General features: G+C 69.7%; 19 protein-coding genes and 1 pseudogene. 11 read left to right on the top strand and 9 right to left on the bottom strand.

Annotated features, from left to right (window positions below; all coding sequences use genetic code 11):
• Positions 1 to 28: 28 nt before the first annotated feature.
• Positions 29 to 505: a cell division protein SepF gene (gene sepF, locus ACYVK3_RS08265; protein WP_460496801.1), complete on the bottom strand. Its 477-nt coding sequence runs from the start codon at positions 503 to 505 to the stop codon at positions 29 to 31.
• A 270-nt stretch (positions 506 to 775) separates the two neighbouring features.
• Here sepF and ACYVK3_RS08260 point away from each other — a divergent pair, with 270 nt between their 5' ends.
• Positions 776 to 1,504, top strand: coding sequence for a hypothetical protein (locus ACYVK3_RS08260; RefSeq protein ID WP_460496800.1), 729 nt, complete (start codon positions 776 to 778; stop codon positions 1,502 to 1,504).
• Positions 1,505 to 1,526: 22 nt separating this feature from the next.
• Positions 1,527 to 2,192: an endonuclease NucS gene (gene nucS, locus ACYVK3_RS08255; RefSeq protein ID WP_460496799.1), complete on the top strand. Its 666-nt coding sequence runs from the start codon at positions 1,527 to 1,529 to the stop codon at positions 2,190 to 2,192.
• A gap of 46 nt (positions 2,193 to 2,238) precedes the next feature.
• Here nucS and ACYVK3_RS08250 read toward each other — a convergent pair whose 3' ends face one another.
• Both ACYVK3_RS08250 and ACYVK3_RS08245 read right to left on the bottom strand, forming a co-directional pair.
• The gene (locus tag ACYVK3_RS08250; protein WP_460496798.1) at positions 2,239 to 2,643 is read right to left on the bottom strand and encodes a hypothetical protein; all 405 of its coding nucleotides are present in this window, start codon (positions 2,641 to 2,643) and stop codon (positions 2,239 to 2,241) included.
• A 121-nt stretch (positions 2,644 to 2,764) separates the two neighbouring features.
• Positions 2,765 to 4,843 (bottom strand): alpha-galactosidase, encoded by a 2,079-nt coding sequence (locus tag ACYVK3_RS08245; RefSeq protein ID WP_460496797.1) that lies wholly within the window; start codon positions 4,841 to 4,843, stop codon positions 2,765 to 2,767.
• A 112-nt stretch (positions 4,844 to 4,955) separates the two neighbouring features.
• Between ACYVK3_RS08245 and ACYVK3_RS08240 the strand changes: the two genes are divergently transcribed.
• The 3 genes and pseudogenes from ACYVK3_RS08240 to ACYVK3_RS08230 form a co-directional block, all read left to right on the top strand.
• Positions 4,956 to 6,044 carry a mannose-1-phosphate guanylyltransferase gene (locus tag ACYVK3_RS08240; RefSeq protein WP_460496796.1) on the top strand — a complete coding sequence of 363 codons (1,089 nt, stop codon included), beginning with the start codon at positions 4,956 to 4,958 and terminating at the stop codon, positions 6,042 to 6,044.
• A gap of 8 nt (positions 6,045 to 6,052) precedes the next feature.
• Positions 6,053 to 6,562 (top strand): hypothetical protein, encoded by a 510-nt coding sequence (locus tag ACYVK3_RS08235; protein WP_460496795.1) that lies wholly within the window; start codon positions 6,053 to 6,055, stop codon positions 6,560 to 6,562.
• Positions 6,563 to 6,868: 306 nt separating this feature from the next.
• A pseudogene (locus ACYVK3_RS08230) lies at positions 6,869 to 7,120 on the top strand (WhiB family transcriptional regulator); the annotation flags it as partial.
• Positions 7,121 to 7,391: 271 nt separating this feature from the next.
• Here ACYVK3_RS08230 and ACYVK3_RS08225 read toward each other — a convergent pair.
• Positions 7,392 to 7,823, bottom strand: a complete 432-nt coding sequence (locus ACYVK3_RS08225) for a metallopeptidase family protein (RefSeq protein ID WP_460496794.1) — start codon at positions 7,821 to 7,823, stop codon at positions 7,392 to 7,394.
• A gap of 121 nt (positions 7,824 to 7,944) precedes the next feature.
• Here ACYVK3_RS08225 and ACYVK3_RS08220 point away from each other — a divergent pair, with 121 nt between their 5' ends.
• The 6 genes from ACYVK3_RS08220 (at position 7,945) to ahcY (ending at position 14,330) form a co-directional block, all read left to right on the top strand.
• Positions 7,945 to 8,379 carry a DUF3499 domain-containing protein gene (locus ACYVK3_RS08220; RefSeq protein WP_460496793.1) on the top strand — a complete coding sequence of 145 codons (435 nt, stop codon included), beginning with the start codon at positions 7,945 to 7,947 and terminating at the stop codon, positions 8,377 to 8,379.
• Between the two features lie 62 nt (positions 8,380 to 8,441).
• A complete protein-coding gene (locus tag ACYVK3_RS08215; RefSeq protein WP_460496792.1) occupies positions 8,442 to 9,854 on the top strand; it encodes a phosphohexomutase domain-containing protein in 1,413 nt (470 codons plus the stop codon).
• Between the two features lie 4 nt (positions 9,855 to 9,858).
• Positions 9,859 to 10,035 (top strand): Trm112 family protein, encoded by a 177-nt coding sequence (locus ACYVK3_RS08210; RefSeq protein ID WP_460496791.1) that lies wholly within the window; start codon positions 9,859 to 9,861, stop codon positions 10,033 to 10,035.
• 2 nt (positions 10,036 to 10,037) lie between these two features.
• Positions 10,038 to 11,231: a phosphoheptose isomerase family protein gene (locus ACYVK3_RS08205; protein WP_460496790.1), complete on the top strand. Its 1,194-nt coding sequence runs from the start codon at positions 10,038 to 10,040 to the stop codon at positions 11,229 to 11,231.
• 59 nt (positions 11,232 to 11,290) lie between these two features.
• Positions 11,291 to 12,439 carry a class I mannose-6-phosphate isomerase gene (gene manA, locus ACYVK3_RS08200; RefSeq protein ID WP_460496789.1) on the top strand — a complete coding sequence of 383 codons (1,149 nt, stop codon included), beginning with the start codon at positions 11,291 to 11,293 and terminating at the stop codon, positions 12,437 to 12,439.
• Positions 12,440 to 12,884: 445 nt separating this feature from the next.
• Positions 12,885 to 14,330, top strand: coding sequence for an adenosylhomocysteinase (gene ahcY, locus ACYVK3_RS08195; protein ID WP_460496788.1), 1,446 nt, complete (start codon positions 12,885 to 12,887; stop codon positions 14,328 to 14,330).
• 51 nt (positions 14,331 to 14,381) lie between these two features.
• Here ahcY and ACYVK3_RS08190 read toward each other — a convergent pair whose 3' ends face one another.
• The 5 genes from ACYVK3_RS08190 to ACYVK3_RS08170 form a co-directional block, all read right to left on the bottom strand.
• Entirely contained in the window at positions 14,382 to 15,275 is an 894-nt protein-coding gene (locus ACYVK3_RS08190; protein ID WP_460496787.1) for a serine hydrolase, read from the bottom strand.
• A 157-nt stretch (positions 15,276 to 15,432) separates the two neighbouring features.
• Positions 15,433 to 16,611, bottom strand: coding sequence for an adenylyltransferase/sulfurtransferase MoeZ (moeZ, locus tag ACYVK3_RS08185; protein ID WP_460496786.1), 1,179 nt, complete (start codon positions 16,609 to 16,611; stop codon positions 15,433 to 15,435).
• A 71-nt stretch (positions 16,612 to 16,682) separates the two neighbouring features.
• Positions 16,683 to 17,525: a zinc metalloprotease gene (locus ACYVK3_RS08180; RefSeq protein WP_460496785.1), complete on the bottom strand. Its 843-nt coding sequence runs from the start codon at positions 17,523 to 17,525 to the stop codon at positions 16,683 to 16,685.
• Complete coding sequence (locus ACYVK3_RS08175) at positions 17,522 to 18,523, bottom strand: alpha/beta fold hydrolase (RefSeq protein WP_460496784.1); 1,002 nt, start codon at positions 18,521 to 18,523, stop codon at positions 17,522 to 17,524. Before ACYVK3_RS08175 ends, ACYVK3_RS08180 begins: the two co-directional genes overlap by 4 nt.
• Before the next feature lie 5 nt (positions 18,524 to 18,528).
• A complete protein-coding gene (locus tag ACYVK3_RS08170) occupies positions 18,529 to 20,163 on the bottom strand; it encodes a hypothetical protein (RefSeq protein WP_460496783.1) in 1,635 nt (544 codons plus the stop codon).
• Positions 20,164 to 20,169: the final 6 nt, after the last annotated feature.

Genomic DNA, 20,169 nt, shown 5'->3' with positions numbered 1-20,169 from the left:
TAAAATTGATCGGGCAGGCAAACACGAATCACTGATCGATGATCACTCCGGGAGTAAGGATGATTGCCGTCTCGGTCATGTGAAAAATCCAGCCGGAGCACATCGATGTAGCGCCACTACAAAAGTCCACCAACCTGCTAGCATGTCGAGGATCGAGCGTTGAGAGATCGATCGATACTGTCCTACCTTCGCGGAGAATCTTTGGGATGTCTGCGACGGCGCCAGCGAAGCTTGTGGGAGATAGCCTGACGGCGGATTGAAGCCTGACTAGAGGATCAGGGTTCCGAGCAGATGCCGACGCGTTCAGTTGCACGGCTTCATCGATCGCCTTTTTCAATGACTCGACTGCCGGGGCTCCATGAACTCCTGTCGTACTGGTCTCGATGTGTTGGCGCGTTCGGTCGAGTGGCTCAGCGACCTTCAACAGGCGGACGGAAACCGCAACTACAAGTACGGAGAACATCAAGAGTAGAGTGGTGGCTATGGTCTCCACGAGGTCAGTCAATTTCGACGCACCTGTCTTAGTGAAAGCTTCGGAACAGGTTGTCGAGGGAAATCATCGGTCGACATGTGGCTCCACGGGGCGAGCTGGGGTGTCTGCAAGGCAATGCCGCAATAGTCTATCGAAGATCGGGCGTCCGCGGTGTCCCCGAAAGGATGGAAGCCGCTCGTTGCGGCGGCCGATACGATTCGCCCATGGATAGCGGCTCCGCCATGCGCCAGCGCCTCATCGACGAACTCGACTTCATCATCCGCCGGCCCGGAATGTATTCAAGTGACGGCAGCTCGCTACAGACGATCTGCTCAATGCGCCTCAGCGACCTACTGTTTCTGGACGGCAAGCAAGCCCGAGCTGGACTTCCACAGCCTCGGCATCGGGGCAAAGTACGGCAAGTGCGGCGTCAGCGGCCCGTTCCATCAGAGGTTCGGCCGCGAGCTGCGGTTCTACAACGAGATGGGCTCCGTCGTCGCCGAGATCTTCCACCAGCACGGGTACTTCACCCCCGAACGGCTGGTTCCCGATGAGGCATGGCCGAAGCTGGTCGAGGCCGCAGACGCCGCCTACGTTGACACTGACGTTCACATGAGCGAGATCCTCGACGCCTTCGAACCGCCGAGCCTCAAAATCGGTCGCGATCTGCTTTGCTACGCGCCTGAGAACGACACCGGCTGGCTCTTCATCGACTGCTTCTGGGAAACCACCACTACCTATGAAGCTGGCACCAGCGGGCTGGAACACTCCACCGAAACCTACGATCCACTCGTCCGCGACTTCCGTCTGCCCGGCGCGGACTTCGAAGAGAACCTGCGCCTCACGCTCTATGGCAGATTCTCCACTGGGGGCCAAGCTGGTGGATCCACCACCCCAACAGCAGGCAATCGCCTGAAGGGCAGGCCGTCGCCGCTCAACTTCGCGCAGTCGAGTCCGCGGACCCGTCACAGCCGTCTGCCCTGTAGCGCTGCAACGTCGCACAGCGGGATGCACACGCAGGCAGGGGCATGACGCGGCCGGTATGGTGGCGGGCATGCGTTTGTTGGTGGCACGGTGCCAGGTTGATTACACAGGTCGGCTTTCCGCCCACCTCCCCATGGCCCCGCGCCTGATCATGATGAAGGCGGACGGGAGCGTGCTGGTCCATGCCGACGGCGGTTCGTACAAGCCGTTGAACTGGATGACGCCCCCCTGCACCGTGGCGGAGTCGGACGCGGTGTGGACCGTGACGTCGAAGAAGTCCGGGGACCAGCTGAAGATCACGATCGAGGAGATCTTCCACGACTCCTCGCACGAGTTGGGCGTCGATCCCGGGCTGCAGAAGGACGGGGTCGAGGCGCACCTGCAGGAACTGCTCGCGGCCGACACGAACCCGCTCGGGAAGGGCTGGACGCTCGTGCGGCGGGAGTACCCGACCGCGATCGGGCCGGTCGACCTCATGTGCCGGGACTCGGACGGCAGGCACGTGGCCGTCGAGATCAAGCGGCGCGGCGAGATCGACGGCGTCGAGCAGTTGACGCGGTACCTGGAGCTGCTCAATCGGGACCCGCTGCTGGCGCCGGTCGACGGGGTGTTCGCCGCGCAGGCCATCAAGCCGCAGGCGCGGGTGCTCGCCGAGGACCGCGGGATCCGGTGCGTGGTGCTCGACTACGACGACATGCGCGGGGCCGTCGACGAGTCGCAACCGCGCCTGTTCTAACGCGAAAGGGCCGCAGCAGCGCTGCGGCCCCACTGCTTCGGGGACGTTACTGGACGTCTTGGTCCCAGTCTTCCCACTCGCCGCATTCCTCGTCGGACAGCCCGGCGTCGTCGCAGGCCTGCTGCCATTCCTCATCGAGGACGTCGGACGCCTCGTTGACGAACCAGACGTTGATCGCGATCGAGCCGGCGAGGGCCACGATGCCGAGGATGACGCCGACGCCTCCGGTGCCCTTGCCCTTGCCGCCGCGCTTGCCGCTCACGCCGAGCGCGATGAAGCCGAAGATCAGGGCGAGGATGCCGAGGGGGATGGCGGTGAAGATGTTGATGGCCGGGATGATGGCGAGGACGGCGCCAATGATGCCGAGCACCAGGGCGGTAACACCGAAGCCGTTGCCCTGCTTCTGGACTGGCTGCGCGGGCTGCGCGGCCGGGGCGGGCGGGTAAGCCACGTGGATCTCCTAGGAGTTGTGTATCGATTCGTTCGGGCCGAACCCGGGCGAGTCTAAGGGAGCGCCGCAAGCGCCGGCGGCCCCGTTCCCGCGAATGCGGCGCCGAGTGAGCCTGATCGTCCTATTCGGTGCGACGCAGTCTGAGGATCGCCGAGTCCCAGTCGGTGCCGGCCCATCGCAGCGGCAGACCGCGCGCGCGGAGCCCGGCGCCCCAGTGCGTCTCGCCGGTGTCCTCGTCGACCCAGCGGGAGGCGCTCGCGATCCCCGCCGGCCGCAGCGGCGGCTGCGGCCGGTTGAACCGCGAAGGCGTCTTGAAGCCCAGCACCACGATCCGGTCGTCCAGGACGTACTGGACGCCGGTGAGCCGCTCGGTCTCGGGATCGCCCAGCCGGTACTGGACGCCGTGCTGCACGACCGGCCGGATGTCCTTGTAGACGGCGACGTGCCCGGCTGCCTCGTCCAGTTCGGCGTCGGTCCACGCGGCGAGGTCGCCGCCCACGGCGAGCACCCCGGCGCTGGCCACCTGGAACCGGTAGCGCAGCGACGTCACACGCCGCGTGAACGGGCTCGGCACGTCGGTCACCCAGGCGCCCATCGCCCGCGCCGGGTAGGCCTGGCTGAAGCCGTGCTGGATCGCCACGCGGTCCCCCGCGTCGGTGTTGTCCGAGGTCCACACCTGGTCGACGTACGGCAGGATGCCCGGGTCGACGCGTGCCGCGCCCCCGGCGCAGCCTTCGATGCGCACCTCCGGGTGCGCCTGGCGGAGCCGGCGTTTGAGCTCGTAGAGGGCCTTGACGTGGTCGATGTAGACGCGGTCGGGATCGGCCCCGCCGGGCCGCCCGACCTCGGTGAAGGGCCGGTTGTGGTCCCATTTGACGTAATCGACGGCGTTGTCGCTCAAGAGCTCGTGGAGGGTCGTGAACGCCCATTCGGCGACCTCGGGCCTGGAGTAGTCGAGCACCAGCTGGTTGCGCAGCTCGGTGCGGTCCCTGCCGCTCTGGTGCATCACCCAGTCGGGGTGGGCGCGGTACAGCTCCGAATCGGGGTTGACCATCTCGGGCTCGACCCACAGCCCGAACTTCATGCCCTTCGCGTGCACGGCGTCGATGAGCGGCTTCAGGCCGTTGGGGAACCGCTCGGCGTTGGGCCACCAGTCGCCGAGCCCGGCCCGGTCGGAGGTGCGTGCGCCGAACCAGGCGTCGTCGACGACGAACTGCTCGCAGCCGATGCGCGCCGCGAGCTCGACCAGGGGCCGCTGCTTCTCCTCCGAGACGTCGAAGGTGACGGCCTCCCAGGAGTTGAACAGCACGGCCGCGTCCTCCTCGGCGGTCGGCATGACATGGCGCCGCAGGTGCTCGTGCCAGGCGCGCGAGGCCCCGCCGAAGCCGTCGGCGCTGTAGTGCCCCGAATAGACCGGCGTCTCCCACGTCTCGCCGGCCTCGAGGTGCCAGCGCAGGCCCTCCTGTCCGGCCCCGCCGGTGATGCTCACTCGCCCTTGGGCGGAGCGGCGGATCTGGACGCGCCACGACCCCGACCAGGCGAGCACCGAGGAGTAGACCTCGCCGACGGTCTCGGTGGCGGTGCCGTCGTCGACGGCGCACCACGGGTTGGCCTGGTGGCTGGTGTTGCCGCGCCGGGAGCCGAGGAGCGTCTCGCCGACCGGCAGTTCGACGCGCCGCAGCTGCCATTCGGCGGCCCACTCGCCCGACAGGTGCGAGAGCCGGTAGTCGCTCCAGTGCGGCAGCGTCCATGCCGCCGAGTCGAAGCGGCCGATCTCGACCGGGGAGGCGGCTTCGAGGACGGCCCACCGGTCGACGACGCCGGTGTCCCAGGCCCGGTAGTGCAGGGTGAGGCTCGCTTCCCTGTCGGTGAAGGCGATCGAGAGGTGGTCGCCGTCGACGGCGTGGCCCGTGTGCGTCCACGCGAAGCCCTTGGCGCCGTCGGGATGCCGCAGTTGGAGCGACGGGGTGGCGAACTGGGGGCCGAGCTCGCCGAGCAGCTCGGCTCCCGCGTTGGCGCGGTCGTCGAAGGCGTACCCGTCGCCGCGTTCGGTGCTCAGCTCGGCGACGGCGCCGTCCGGGATCGGCGGACCCCAGTAGCGCTGGCGGGGCATGCCGGAGTCGGCGAGTCCGACGACGTAGGAGTAGCCCGGGCCGCTCAGGTGCCAGGCGCGGGCGGCTTCGTCGAAGCTGATGGTCATGATCACTCCTTGAAGGTCTGAACCGGTTCAGTCTGCCATTGGACACCGCTATCCAGGCACGCCCGTCCCCCGGCTGAGCCGCCGCCCGGAGTCGGCATGAAAGACTGTTGGCATGCTTCACGCGGTGGTCCCCGCAGGCGGTTCCGGAACCCGGCTCTGGCCCCTGTCTCGCGCGCAACGGCCCAAGTTCCTCCTGCCCCTGACCGGCTCGGAGTCATCCCTCCTCCAGTCCACCGTCGAACGGGTGCGCGTGCTCTCGCGTCCCGACCACGTCTATGTCGTCACCGGCACCGCCCACGCCGTCGATGTCGCCAGGCAGCTGCCGGAGGTGCCGGGCGACAACATCCTCGTCGAGCCCTCGCCCCGGGACTCGGCCGCCGCGATCAGCCTCGCCGCCGCCGTCATCGCCGAGCGCGATCCCGGCGCGATCATGGGCGCGTTCGCCGCCGACCACCTCGTGCCGGATGCGAAGGCCTTCGCCGAGACCGTCGAGCGGGCGATGGAGCTGGCCGCCACCGGCCTGCTCATGACGATCGGCATCACGCCCACCGGCCCCGACACCGGTTACGGATACCTGCGCCTCGGTTCACGCGTCGGTCCCGGCTTCAAGCTCGACGCGTTCGTCGAGAAGCCCGACCAGGTGTCGGCGGTCGAGTACGTCTCGGGCGGCAACTACCTGTGGAACGCCGGCATGTTCGTCTGGCGCGTCGACGTGTTCCTCGACGAGCTCGCCCGCCAGCGCCCGGCCCTCCACGACGCGGTGCGCACCCTCGCCGCCGCATGGGACTCCAACGGCCGCGACGCCCTGTTCGGCGAGCTGTGGCCGACCTTGGAGAAGATCTCGGTCGACTACGCGGTCATGGAGCCGGCGGCCGCCGCCGGCAGGGTCGGCGTCGTGCCCGGCGACTTCGACTGGCACGACGTGGGCGACTACAACACCCTCGGTCAGGTCCTCAAGGCCGCCGACCGGGTCGGCAACGTCATCGTCCAGGCCTCGGGAGCCGGCGAGGCGCTGCTGACCGAGTCCAAGCGCAACGTCGTCGTGCCCGCCTCGGGGCGATTGGTCGCCGCCGTCGGGGTCGACGACCTCATCATCGTCGACACCCCTGACGCGCTCCTGGTGTGCCCCAGGGATCGCGCCCAGGAGGTCAAGGGCGTGGTCGAGGAACTGAAGCAGGCGTCCAGGACCGATCTGGTCTAATACCGGCCATGCCGTCCACGCAACGCAGCCGGGCCGTCGTCGCCCTCATCCTCCTCGCCGCTGCCGCGGTCTTCATCGCCGTAGCGCTCTCGCAGTGGATCGTCGGCGCGGGCCTCGACCCCAGGGACGATTACGGATCGCGCGCCGCCGGGATCGGATTCACCGACACCGCCCGGGACACGCTGTTCTCGATCGTGCCGGTGGCGGCCCCCGCGCTGGCGGCCTTCGTACGACCCGGACGGGTGATTCGACGCCTGGCCCGGATCGTCTACGGTCTCTTGCTCGTTACCGGTGTGCTGCTGGCGTTGTCGGCGGCGTTGTACGGATACGACGATGCGACCCAGCTCGCCGACCAAGGACGTGTCTGGATCGACGACCGCGCCGCCACGGAGCGGCTGCTCCTCGACGGGGTGTGGCTGGTCCTGGCCGGCGTGGGTCTGGCGACCGTGCGATGGAACCGGGTACACGAGGAATCTTCCATTGTGTTGCAACAGGATCAGGAGCCCCCGAAGGAGTGAGTCTGAGGGGTCCTTCCGTCGCCCGGATCACTGTGCGCTATCGTCTGATATCGAAACGTTATCGAATAGCGATGAACACTCATCGTCCATCGAGATGAGTATGGCGGCGCGACCCCATCATCAGGTCGCCCGCGGGCACCAGGACCTCAATCGCATGCGGCCAGCCGGCGGCACCGCATTACAGGGTCGTACGCGCAGCTGGGGAGGGGCGCGTTCGATCCTCGGGTCTGACATCCGGTGCCATGCAAGTGATTGCAAGGGGGGAGCACCGGCTCGACCGGTGCGCAAACGAGGAGGCGGACGTATATGGACGGCCGTGACTACCTGGCCGACCTATTGGGCAACGTTCCGGAGTGGCAGGCTCGCGCATTGTGCGCGCAGACCGACCCGGAGGCGTTCTTCCCCGAAAAAGGGGGGTCGACGCGCGATGCGAAACGCATCTGCGCGCGATGCGAGGTCAAAGAGAACTGTCTACAGTACGCACTCGAACACGATGAGCGATTCGGCATCTGGGGCGGGTTGTCGGAGCGCGAGCGACGCAAGATCAAGCGGCAGGCCCGCGAGGCCGCTCGCAGGCGTGCCGAACGCATCATGCCCGTGGTGGTGTGCATGCCGCGCCCGATGATCAACCCCGAATTGGAGCCGCAGACGGCCCTCGATCCCGAGCCGATCCCGGTGGGATCGGTCCTGGCCGAGGAGCGGGTCGAGGAGGAGGAACGCGAACGCGTTCCGGTGGCGGCCTAGGACGGCACCTAGCCCGGGGAACCGGCCGCACGAGCACGCGAGGGGCGGGACAGCGTCGTCCCGCCCCCGCGCCGTTTCCGCGGCATCACGGCTCCAGCTCTTCGGGCGGCAGGTTCAGCAGCGAGGCGAGTTCCTCGGCCAAGACGCTGCGCACCAGGATCTCCAATTCCGGTTTGCCGTCGGCCCGCAACTCGATCGGTCTGCGGTAGAGCACGATCCGCGGCGCGTCGGCGCTCGTGCCCGGCTGTGCCGGGTACAGCTTCGCCAACGGCACGCCCCGGTCCTCGACGACGTCGGCGTCGTACGGCTGCGACGGCGGCGGGACCTCGTCCACCGCGAACTCCACATGCCGCAGATTCGTGAACTTCGGCCCGAGCGACTCGGAAAGATGCCGCTCGATCGCCACCACCGTCTCCATCACCAGCGCGTCGAACTCCTCGACAGGGGTGCGCCGCATCGGCAGCGCCCTCGGCGCCAGCGGGCCGCGCATGCCCCGCCCGTGACGATCTCTCCGCATGCGCCCACCATAGCCTCCAATGAGACCGTTCCCCGGCGACGAAGCCGCCGAGCCGTGAAATCGGTCCGATACCACTGCTCAGCGCCACCGGGTTCGACACTACGAGTGGTAGTTTCGTGGGGTGAGGTCGGATCGGCGTTGCTCCCGGAACGGCTGCCGCCAACCAGCGGTGGCCACATTGACATATATCTACTCTGATTCCACGGCTGTGGTAGGCCCGCTCGCGACGACTCGCGAGCCCCACAGCTATGACCTGTGCGATGCCCACGCACGCCGGCTCACCGTGCCCCACGGCTGGGAGCTGGTCCGCCACCAAGGGGACTACAGCGCGCCGATGCCCACCGACGACGATCTGGTGGCACTGGCCAACGCCGTGCGTGAGGCCGCCACCACCGACCGGGCCGATGCGGACGCGGCGACGCTCGCCGGACGGGCGTCCGATGAGCCGCCGGCGCCCGAACCCGCGCCGCGCCACGGCTACCGGCCGACCGCGCCGCCCATGGGCGCCAGACGCCACCTCCGGGTAGTCTCTGGCGACGAGGACGCCGGGCGTTAGGCTCATTACACCGGCCCCGCGCATCACCTTCTGAAGGACCTCTGAAAGGCGGACACACACCCGTGGCTCCCCAGCTCAGCGATTTCGTGAAGGCCTACGACGTTCGAGGACTCGTCGGCTCCCAGCTCACACCGGAGGTCATGGAGGCGATCGGCGCGGCCGCCGTCGCCGTGACCGGCGAGACGACCTGGGCGGTCGGACACGACATGCGCGACTCGGGCCCCGGCTTCGCCGAGGCGTTCGCCCGCGGCGCCACCGCCGCCGGCGCGAACGTCGTCCAGGCCGGGCTGTGCTCGACCGACATGCTCTACTACATCGCCGGCGCCCGCGACGTGGCCGGCGCGATGTTCACCGCCAGCCACAACCCGGCCGAGTACAACGGCCTGAAGATGTGCCTGCCCGCGGCCCGCCCCATCGGCCTCGACACCGGCCTGGCGCAGATCCGCGACAAGGCCCAGGCCATTCTCGACGGCGAGCCGGCCTCGGCGAAGCTCGCGAGCCGCACCTTGGCGGAGACCAGAGCCGAGACCCCGGGCGAGGTCACCACAGAGGACTTTCTCAGCGGCTACGCCGCCTACATGCGCGGCCTGGTCGACCTCTCGGGCATCCGGCCGCTCAAGATCGTCGTCGACGCCGGCAACGGCATGGGCGGGCACACCGTCCCCGCCGTCCTCGGCGACCAGATCCTCCCCCCGCTCCCGCTCGAGATCGACCCGCTCTACTTCGAGCTCGACGGCACCTTCCCCAACCACGAGGCCAACCCGCTGGAGCCGGCGAACATCGTCGACCTCCAGGCCCGCGTCCGCGAGACCGACGCCGACCTCGGCCTGGCCTTCGACGGCGACGCCGACCGCTGCTTCGTCGTCGACGCGAACGGCGACCCGGTCACACCCTCGGCGATCACCGCGCTCATCGCCACCCGCGAGCTCGCCAAATACCCCGGCAGCGCCATCTGCCACAACCTCATCTGCTCCAAGGCCGTCCCCGAGATCGTCGCCGAGCACGGCGGCCGGCCCCTGCGCACCCGCGTCGGCCACTCCTACATCAAGGCCGTCATGGCCTCCGAGGAGGCCGTCTTCGGCGGCGAGCACTCCGGCCACTACTACTTCCGCGAATTCTGGTTCGCCGACACCGGCATGCTCGCCGCGATGCACGTCCTGGCGGCGGTCGGCGGGTCCGACAAGACCCTGACCGAACTCGCCGACGAATTCGTCCGCTACGTCCCCTCCGGCGAGATCAACTCCGAAGTCGACGACGCCCCCCGCAAGATCGAAGCGGTCGCCGCCCACTACGAGCAGACCGGCGGCGCCCGGACCGACCGGCTCGACGGCCTCACCGTCACCCTCGACGACGGCTCGTGGGCGAACCTGCGCCCGTCGAACACCGAACCGCTGCTGCGGCTCAACGTCGAAGGGCCCGACCAGGCCTCGATGGAGCGGCTGCGCGACGACATCCTCCGCATCGTTAGGAACTGAACCCATGCCCGCCTCCCCCGCTCCCGTGCTGCTCGAACTGCTGCGCTGCCCCGACCCCCACCACGCGCCGCTCGCCTACGACCGCGAGGCCAACTGCCTCACCTGCTCTCAATGCGACAAGGTGTTCCGAGTCGAAGACGGCATCCCCGTGATGCTGCTCGATTCCGTCAAGGAGGAATAGAGATGGGCCCAGACGACGACGGCGTGGCAGGGATCACCGGCGATCGGCTGCCCGACGAACGGCGCATCGAAGGCGACCTGAGCGACTCGACGAATCCCGGCGGCGCGCTGTGGGCGCTGGCCTCTGCCGGACCGCAGCTGCGCGAATCGGCGGCGCTGGCCGCCGACGCCGGCCTCGGGGTCCTCGCCGACGAGGGCCGCCCCAGAGCCGTCGTCGTCGCGGGCGTCGGCACCGCCGCCCGCACCGGCGACGTCCTCGCCACCGTGGCCGGGCCGCGCTGCCCCGTGCCCGTGCTGGGCCACCGCTCCGCCGGCGTCCCCGGCTGGGTCGGCGCCGCCGACGTCGTCCTGGCCGTCTCCGCGTCCGGACGCAGCCCCGAGGCGCTCGCCGCCGCCGAGGCCGCCGCCCGCCGCGGTGCCCGCCTCGTCGCCATCGGCGCCCCCGACTCCGAACTCCAGGCCGTCGCCGAGCGCGCCCGCGCGCCCTACGTCGCCGTCCCCCGCCGCGCCCCGGCCCGACTGAGCCTGTGGGCCCTGACGATCCCCGTCCTGCTGGCGGGACGCGAACTCGGGCTCGTCCCGCTCGCCGAGGCCGACATCGCCGAGACCGCCAGGCGCCTCGACGAGGACGCCGAGCGCTGCCGCGCCGAAGCCGACGCGTACGTCAACCCCGCCAAGGAACTCGCGCTCAACCTCGCCGGCTCGATCCCCGTCGTGTGGGGCTCCAGCCCGCTCGCCGGCGTCGCGGCGCGTCGCTTCGGCGACATGCTCGCCGCCAACGCCCGCTACCCCGTCGTCTCCGGTGAGCTCGGCGAGGTCGGCCGCGGTCGCGTCGGCCTCCTCGACGGCGTCTTCGGCTCACTCGCCGAAGGCAAGCGGGACATCTTCTCCGACGAAAGCGCCGAAGAGCTCACCCGCCTGCGGATCGTCCTCATGCGCGACGACGGCCTCGACGGCGACGACACCGCGCCCAAGCCCGACACCAGGCGCGCCGATGCCATCGCCAAGCTCGCCGAACGGCGCGGCGTACGCTGCGACGTCATCCCCGCCGAAGGCGGCTGCGCGCTCGAACGCCTCGCCTCGCTCATCGCGATCCCCGACTTCGCGTCGGTCTACCTCGCGCTCGCCCACGGCCTCGACCCCATGCGGGTCCCGGCCGTGTCCGAGATGAAGGACGAGGCCCTCGGCGGCGAGTGAGCCGCTGATGCGAACGGATAGAGTTGGCTACTCCGGGAACGTACGAGTGAGGAGCGGCCGTGCAAGGGCTTGACGGTGTCATCCGCAACTACGCGTGGGGTTCACAAGTTGACATCGCAGCGCTCCAGGGCCGCGAGACCCCCGCGGAGCTGCCCGAGGCCGAGGAATGGTTCGGCGCGCACCCGACGGCCCCGTCGATCCTCGACGACGGCCGGCCGCTCGACGACGCCATCGCCTCCGAGCCCGCGAACCTGCTCGGCCCGCGTGTCCTCGACCAGTTCGGCCCCCGGCTGCCGTTCCTGCTCAAGCTCCTCGCCGCCGACAAGCCGCTGTCGCTGCAGGCGCACCCGAACTCGCGCCAGGCGCACTCGGGCTACCAGCGCGAACTGCGCATCGGGATCGACGCGGCCTACCGCAACTACGTCGACGGCAACCACAAGCCCGAGCTGATCGTCGCCCTCACCGACTTCCGGGCGCTGTGCGGCTTCCGCGATCCGCTCGCCACCGCCGACTCCATCGAGGCGCTCGGCGTCGCCGGGCTCGACCACCTCGTGGCGACGCTGCGGGACAAGCGGGCCGGGCTGCGACGCGCCGTCACCGACCTGCTCGGGCTCGCCCGCGACGAATGCCGCGAGATCATCGGCGAGGCCGCCAAGGCCGCGACCGAGACCGGCAGCGAGGACACGGCCGTCCTGGTCGAACTGGCCCGCCACTACCCCGACGACCCGGGCGTGCTGGTGAGCATGCTGCTCAACCACGTCACGCTGCGGCCTGGCGAGGCCGTGTACATGCCAGCCGGGAACCTGCACGCCTACCTCAAGGGCTTCGGCGTGGAGATCATGGCCGCCAGCGACAACGTCCTGCGCGGCGGCCTCACGAGCAAGCGCGTCGACGTGCCGGAGCTGCTGCGCGTGCTGGACTTCCGGACGATGGACGAGCCGCGCGCGGACTCCGCCGACGAGGGCCAGGTGCGCACCTGGCCGGTGCCCATCGGCGACTTCTCGCTCCGGCGGGTCGAGGTCGGCGGCGAGTCGCAGTCCTTCGACATCGACGGCCCGCGGATCTGCCTGTGCACCGGCGGCGACATCGCGGTGGCCGACGACGACGGCGAGTTCGCGCTCGCGCCCGGCCGCGCCGCGTTCTCGGCGGCCACGGCCGGCGCACTGCGCGCCTCGGGCGACGGCGAGCTGTTCATCGCCTCCGCCTGAACTCGGGTCCTAGGCGAGCTGCTTCTGCACCGCCAGCTCGCGGGTGAACCTCCGGTAGCCGACGGCCTCGTTGATGTCGATCATGTGGCCGTTGACCTCGGAGTTCCAGGTGACGACGTACCGGATCATCGGCCGGTAGCGGCGCAGCTGGTCAGGGGAACCGCGGAGTACGGTAGGGCAATGCAGGCATTCCGGCACAAAAATGTGCCGGGCGGCCACCCCAGACCGCCCGGCACTCCCCCCGGTTTGGTTCCCCCGCGCGTCACTGGCGGCGTTTTCTGACCCTGTGGGCCATCCCGTCGCTGTGACGCTGCGTATCTGCAATATTACCCACAGCCTCACGAGTGTCAAGCGGAAACCCCGGTTGCTTTGGAAAATTTTTCCGTGTCGCCCGCCACCACGGCGTTCGTCGGCACCCGCGGGGACGACGCGTAGCATTTCACCCATGACGAACACGCTGCGAGCCGACGACTACAAGGTTGCCGACCTCAAGCTGGCCGACTACGGTCGCCACGAGATCCGCCTCGCCGAGCACGAGATGCCCGGCCTCATGGCGCTGCGCGAGCGCTATGGCGCTGCCAAGCCGCTCGAGGGCGCCCGCATCACCGGGTCCCTGCACATGACCATCCAGACCGCCGTGCTCATCGAGACGCTCACCGAGCTCGGCGCGCGCGTCCGCTGGGCCTCGTGCAACATCTACTCGACCCAGGACCACGCCGCCGCCGCGATCGCGGTCGGCCGGGGCACGCCCGACGAGCCCCAGGGCGTCCCGGTCTTCGCGTGGAAGGGCGAGACGCTCGAGGAGTACTGGTGGTGCACCGAGCGCGCCTTCGACTGGGGCGACGAGGAGCCGAACATGATCCTCGACGACGGCGGCGACGCCACGCTCCTGGTGGTGCAGGGCGCGAAATTCGAGGCCGCCGGCGCCGTCCCCGACGCCTCCGGCGCCGCCAGCGAGGAGGAGGCCGTGGTGCTCGCGCTGCTGGCCGAGTCCCTCAAGGAGGACGCGACCCGCTACACCCGCAAGGCACGCTCGATCCAGGGCGTCACCGAGGAGACCACCACCGGCGTCCACCGCCTCTACGAGATGGAGCGGGAGGGCCGCCTGCCGTTCCCCGCGATCAACGTGAACGACTCGGTCACCAAGTCGAAATTCGACAACAAGTACGGCGTGCGGCACTCGCTGCCGGACGGCATCAACCGCGCCACGGACGTCCTCATCGGCGGCAAGGTCGCCGTGGTCTGCGGCTACGGCGATGTCGGCAAGGGTTCGGCCGAGGCGCTGCGCGGCCAGGGCGCGCGCGTCATCGTCACCGAGATCGACCCGATCTGCGCGCTCCAGGCGGCGATGGACGGCTTCCAGGTCCTCACCCTCGAGGACGTCGTCGACACCGCCGACATCTTCATCACCACCACCGGCAACCGGGACATCATCTCGGTCGACCACATGCGGCGCATGAAGCACCAGGCGATCGTCGGCAATATCGGCCACTTCGACAACGAGATCGACATGGCCGGTCTGGCCGCCGAGCCGGGCATCAAGAAGCTCGAGGTCAAGCCGCAGGTGCACGAATGGCAGTTCGCCGACGGGCACTCGATCATCGTGCTCAGCGAGGGACGCCTGCTCAACCTGGGCAACGCCACCGGGCACCCGAGCTTCGTGATGAGCAACAGCTTCACCAACCAGGTGCTCGCCCAGATCGAGCTCCACACCAAGCGCGACGAGTACCCCATCGGCGTCTACACGCTGCCGAAGCGGCTCGACGAGGAGGTCGCGCGCCTGCACCTCGACGCGCTCGGCGTCAAACTGACGCCGCTGTCCAAGACGCAGGCCGACTACATCGGCGTCGACGTCGAGGGCCCGTACAAGGCGGACCACTACCGCTACTAGCGGCTCCGGCAAAGGCCCGGTCAGCGCGACCGGGCCTTTGCCATGCCATCGCTACGAGCGCTCGATGACCTCGCGGGCGATCCGGGCGATGTCCTCCACGATCGGGATGCCCTGGGAGGCGTCGGCGGCCCCGCTGGTCAGAATCGCCATCTTGACCGGGTCGTCGCCGTCGCCGCCGAGGACCCCGACCGAGTTGACGACCCACAGGCCGCCCAGCTGCGACTCGACGTCCCAGCCGTTCTTGAGCCAGACCGCCTCGCCCGTCTCGGCCGCGGCGGAGACGCCCCAGGCCTGGGCCTCGATGACCCCGCCCAGGAGCTCGCGGCCGAGCTCGACCTGCCCGGCGTCGAGGACGCCTTCGAAGAGGTTGATGTCGGCCAGGATCAGCTGGTCGGACGCGATGGTCTCGGCCAGGCCCCAGCGGCCGTCGGGATCGGCGGTCGTGTTCTCCAGGCCGTAGCGCTCGTTCGCGGCCTCGAGCGCCTCCTTGCCACCGAGGAAGTTGAACAGCTCGGTCGTGGAGTCGTTGTCGGACTCGGTGATCATGAGCCGCATCAGCTCGAGATGGTCGTCGGGGATCTCCTCGACCGCGCCCCAGTACTGCTGGATCATCGCGAGGATCTCGATCTTGACGATCGAGGCGGTGATGTGGGTCTGGTCGCCGTTGTACTCCAGCGCCAGGTCGCCGCGCCCGACGGCGACGGAGGCCTCGACCTGAGTGCCGCTGTCGGCGAGATAGTCGTCGATGCGGGTCCGCAGTTCGGCGTCGAGCTTGTCTTTGGAGGGCCCGAACCAGTCGTCGAGCGCGGCCTTCGCCTCGTTCGCGCTCACGGCGCTGAACGTGGCGGTGCCGGCCAAGACCGCCGCGGCCGGCACGCCGAGCCGCAAGGCGCTCCTGCGGGTGAGCCGCGCGGAGGCCCCAGTATCGCTTGGGTTGCGAATCATGATGCAAGGTTAGGAAACCGACGTATCGGAGTCAACGACTCAAGCCTGAGAATCTGCTGAGAAACGGTGTCGGAAACCTCATGCGGACCCAAAGCAACCCAGAGCACGCGAAAAGGCGTCCGGCCTCCACGGCCGGACGCCTTTGCCGATGTCGTCGCTAGTAGGTCGGCAGGCTCGGGTCGACCTGGTTGATCCAGCCGAGGACCCCGCCCTGGACGTGGACGGCGTTCTTCAGGCCCGCGGCCTTCGCGGCGGCCAGCGCCTCGGCCGAGCGGACCCCGGCCTTGCAGTAGAACACCGCCTGGCGCTCGGTCGGCAGGTCCTGGAGCGCGGCACCGGAGACGATGTCGCCCTTCGGGATCAGGCGTGAACCGGGGATGCGGACGATCTCGTACTCGGCGGGCTCGCGGACGTCGATCAGTTCGATCTCGCGACCTTCCTTGATCCACGCTTCGAGCTCGCGGGCGGTGATGGTGGAGCCGACGACGGCCTCGGCGGCCTCATCGGTGACCGCGCCGCAGAAGTCCTCGTAGTCGATCAGTTCGGTGACGGTCGCGTTCTCGCCGCAGACCGCGCAGTTCGGGTCCTTGCGGACCTTGATCTTGCGGTACTCCATCTCGAGGGCGTCGTAGACCATGAGGGAGCCGACGAGCGGATCGCCGATGCCGGCGATGAGCTTGATGGCCTCGTTGACCTGGATCGATCCGATCGAGGAGCACAGGACGCCGAGGACGCCGCCCTCGGCGCAGCTGGGCACCATGCCGGGCGGCGGGGGCTCAGGGTAGAGGCAGCGGTAGCAGGGGCCGTGCTCGGCCCAGAAGACCGAGGCCTGCCCGTCGAAGCGGTAGATCGAACCCCACACGTAGGGCTTGCCCAGCAGCACGGCCGCGTCGTTGACCATGTAGCGGGTGGCGAAGTTGTCGGTGCCGTCGACGATGAGGTCGTACTGCGCGAAGATGTCCATGACGTTGTCGTTGTCCAGCGCGGTGTTGTGGATGACGACGTCGATGTACGGGTTGATCTCGCGGATGGAGTCGGCGGCGGATTCGGCCTTGGGGCGTCCGACGTCGGACTGGCCGTGGATGATCTGGCGCTGGAGGTTCGATTCGTCGACGGTGTCGAAGTCGACGATCCCCAGGGTGCCCACTCCGGCGGCGGCGAGGTACAGGAGCGCCGGCGAACCGAGCCCTCCGGCGCCGACGCAGAGCACGCGGGCGTTCTTCAGACGTTTCTGGCCGTCCATCCCGACATCCGGGATGATGAGGTGGCGGGAATAGCGGCGCACCTCGTCGACGGAGAGGTCGGCGGCTGGCTCGACTAGCGGCGGCAAACTCATATAACAAGTAATGCATATCCACTCTGTGGATATTCCAGCGGGAAGACCGTTGTGCTGGGTTTCACCCGCGGCTAGGAGTCGGCGTAGTCGTCGGGCGGCAGGTCGGGACCGCCGTACTCGCCGGGCGGGCCCGCGAGGTAGGTGCTGCCGTCGGGGTACGGCCAGGCGTTGCCGACGCATCCCGCCAGCTGGAACGTCTGCTGGGCCATGACCGGGGACAGGGAGCCCTTGGCGGGGCAGATCTCGTGGGACTGTCCGAGGCGGTGGCCGACCTCGTGGTTGACGACGTATTCGCGGTAGGAGTCGAGGGTGCCGTCCCAGTGGTCGACGCCGGTGATCCAGCGCGCGGAGTTGATCACGACCTTGTCGCCGTTGCGGCACGAGACGGTGGTGTTGGGGTGGCTGCACAGGACCGAGCGCTGCTCGGGGCTGGCGAGGTAGACGGTGAAGTCGGCCCCGGAGGCGCCGACCTGCTGGAAGCGCCAGGCGCCGCCGGCGGTCCAGGAGCGGGCGTCGGCGAGCGTGACGGCGACGAAGTCGCTGAAGTCCTGGGCGTCGATCGCGATGCCGTCCTCGACGGCGACGTTGTACCTCAGGAGGGTGCCGGATCGGCCGAACGCGCCTGTACGGCTGGGCTCGGCGTAGGTCCAGGTGCCGGTTCCCGAGTAGTACAGCGGCGGGGTCGGGTCGCCGGGAGTCGGGGCCGGGAGGTCGCCGAGGTCGTCCCCGGAGTGGGCGTAGGTGTCGACCAGCGGGGGCGCCTGAGTGTCCATCGCCTGCGGTGCCCGGCCCTCGTCGGAGGAGGAGACGGCGAAGTACAGGCCGGCGGCCGCCATGATCGCGAGGATCGCCAGCAGCGCGGCGCGGCGCTGCCTTCGCGCGCGGCGCCGGTCGGCCAGACGTCTCTCGGTCACATTGGGGAGTCTAGGTCAGCTTTGGCCGCGGGGGTGCCAGGCTCGTCAGTTCGACGCATCTCGTCGAGCATGGCGACCATCGCGCGGGCGACGGCTGCGGGCTCCTCCATCATCGCGACGTGCCCGACCCGGTTGAGGATGAGCAGGCGCGAGTCGGGGATGGCCAGGCCGGTCTCGGGCGCCTGCCTGACATCGATGACGCGGTCCTGCTTGCCCCACACGATGAGGGTCGGGACGTCGATCTTGCGGGCCAGGCGCCACAGCGAGTGGGTGCCGGGGACGTACGACTGGAGGAAGGACGCCATCAGGCCGCGGTAGGTCTGGATGTAGGCGCTGTTGTTCCACGGCACGGCGAGGCGCCGCCGGGCCTCGGCTATGGCCTCACGGCGGCGCTGCGGGTGGATCCTGTCGGGGTCGGCCCAGGTGCCGAGGAAGATCTCGTCGACGACCTGCTGCGGCGTGCGGCCGCGCATGGCGCGGTCCGCGAAGCGCGCCAGCTGCGGCAGGACCAGCATCGGCACGAACCTGGCCTGGTGGGAACGGCGCGGGTTGGCGAACGGCATGGCCGGGGAGATGAGGGTGAGGGAGCGGACCAGCTGGGGGCGGGTGCCGGCGAGGTAGACCGAGACGGCCCCACCGAGGGAGTGCCCGGCGAGGTGGACCGGGCCGCGCCCGGACTCGACGATCCAGGCGGCGATGTCCTGTGCGAGGGAGGGGATGGTGACGCGGCGGGCGGGGGCGGAGTGCCCGAAGCCGGGCAGGTCCACCGCGTCGACGAGGAGATGATCGGAGACGGCGTCGGCCAGGTCCGTCCAATTCTGAGCCGAGCCGCCGAGCCCGTGCACGAACACCGCCGGCTCGGCGTCGGGGCCGGTGGCCGGGGTGTGGCGGATGAACAGGCGGCGGCGACTCAGCTGGTGCTCGATGCCCGGCCACGGCGGGTGCGGGCGGACGGGAATACGAACCCTGTCCGCCTCCACCAGCCGCGCTCGCCTCATGAGAGTCAGTGTGCCACTTCGGCCGCCAATGCGGACAGTGTCGCCGAAACCACCGCGCGGAAGCGTTCGGCGGTCACGACCGAAGCGCCGGCGAGGCGGCGCACGGAGCGGCCGTCGAGCCACAGGACGACGACCACGGCGGTCTTGACCGGGCCGGTGGTGACGATGGAGGCGTGCTCCACTTCGACCCGTGCCTCGCTCGCTCCGAAGTAGGGGCGCAGGGCCTCCACTGTGGCCGCGGCGGCGGCGTGCTGGACGTGCCAGTCGATCGGCGGGACCGTCACCGCGCCGGCGGACTCGTAGTCGCCGACGGCGAGGCTCACGCTGACCTCGGCCTCGAGGCCGGCCGAGTCGATCTCGACGCGGCGCACTTCGACGGGGCCGACGATGCGCAGCTCGGTCTCGGCGGGCGCGGCCGGTTCGATCTCGGCCCGGGCCTCCTCACCGGGCTCGTCGAGCGTCTGCGGGCCGGGCGAGGTGGCGCGCTGCTCGGCGACGACCGCCGAGACGGCCGACTGGACCTCGTCGGGGTCGACGCCGTCCTCGAGCTCCAGGCGCAGGCTCGGGCTGCCGTCCGGCGCGGTCACATGGTAGGCGTCGCGGACCCCCGGAACCTGCCGCACCCATGCGAGCAGCTGCGCGGACTCGGGGTCGTTCGGCTCGTCCTCGCTGGTCACCGGCGGAGTGGGCTCGGACAAGGGCTGCCGGGACGTCGGCGGCGTGCGCGGCGGCACCTGCTCGGTGACCGGTCCTCGAACCGGGGAGGGCAGCGAAGGCGCGCTCGGCGTGGGGTTCGGGTTCGGGGGCGGACTGGGCGCCTGCGGGTCGACCTCGGTCACCGGGAGCGCGGCGGCGTTCGGGACCTGCTCGGTGCCTTCGCCCTGCGGTACCGACGGGTTCGCCGGCGTGGGTTGGCCGGTCGGCGCCGGGCCGGTGGCGCTCGGGGCGCTCGGCGCACCGGGCGGCGAGACGTGCCCGCCGGGGGTGCCGGGGGCCTGCGGGCTCGGAGGGACGCTGAACTGCTGGCCGGGCGAGTGGCCGAACTCGGGGTTCGGGCTGGGGGCCGAGCCGCGGTCGCGATTCGCGGGGCCGTGGTCGTGGTTCGCGTTCGGCGGCGTGGCACCGTGCTCCCGGTTCACGCCCGGAGGCGCACCGTGCTCCCGGTTTACCCCTTGGGGCGCACCGTGCTCCCGGTTCGCGCCCGGCGTCGCACCGTGCTCACGGTTCACGCCCGGAGGCCCACCGTGCTCATGGTTCGCGCCTGGCGGTGCGAACGGCGACTCGGGTTGCTGACGCTGCGACTCGGGCTGCTGATGCTGCGGCGCGGGCGGGATCGGCTCGAACTGATCGCCCTGCGTGTTGCGGCGGGTCGCGGGCATCATCGGGCCGGTCTCGGCGATCTCCACCGGCACGCCCGGCATCTGGCCGGTCGGCTCCTCGGAGTAGCGGTGGCGCCTGCCTCGGTCCGGATCGAAGCGGTACTGCTCCTGCTGCTGTCCGGCGCCGCGCTGCGCGCCGTCGTCGGTCTCCGCCGCGGGCTCCTCCGCTGGCCCCCAGGACCGGCCTATCCGACGGCGGGCCGGCTTCTCGTCTCCGGGCGGACGCTGCGGCTCTTCCGGGCGGTTCTGGTCATACACCACTAAGTT

The organism is Glycomyces tarimensis, assembly GCF_054776215.1.
Note: the sequence above shows the minus strand (reverse complement) of the source record. Positions and strands in the feature narration are given on the sequence as shown.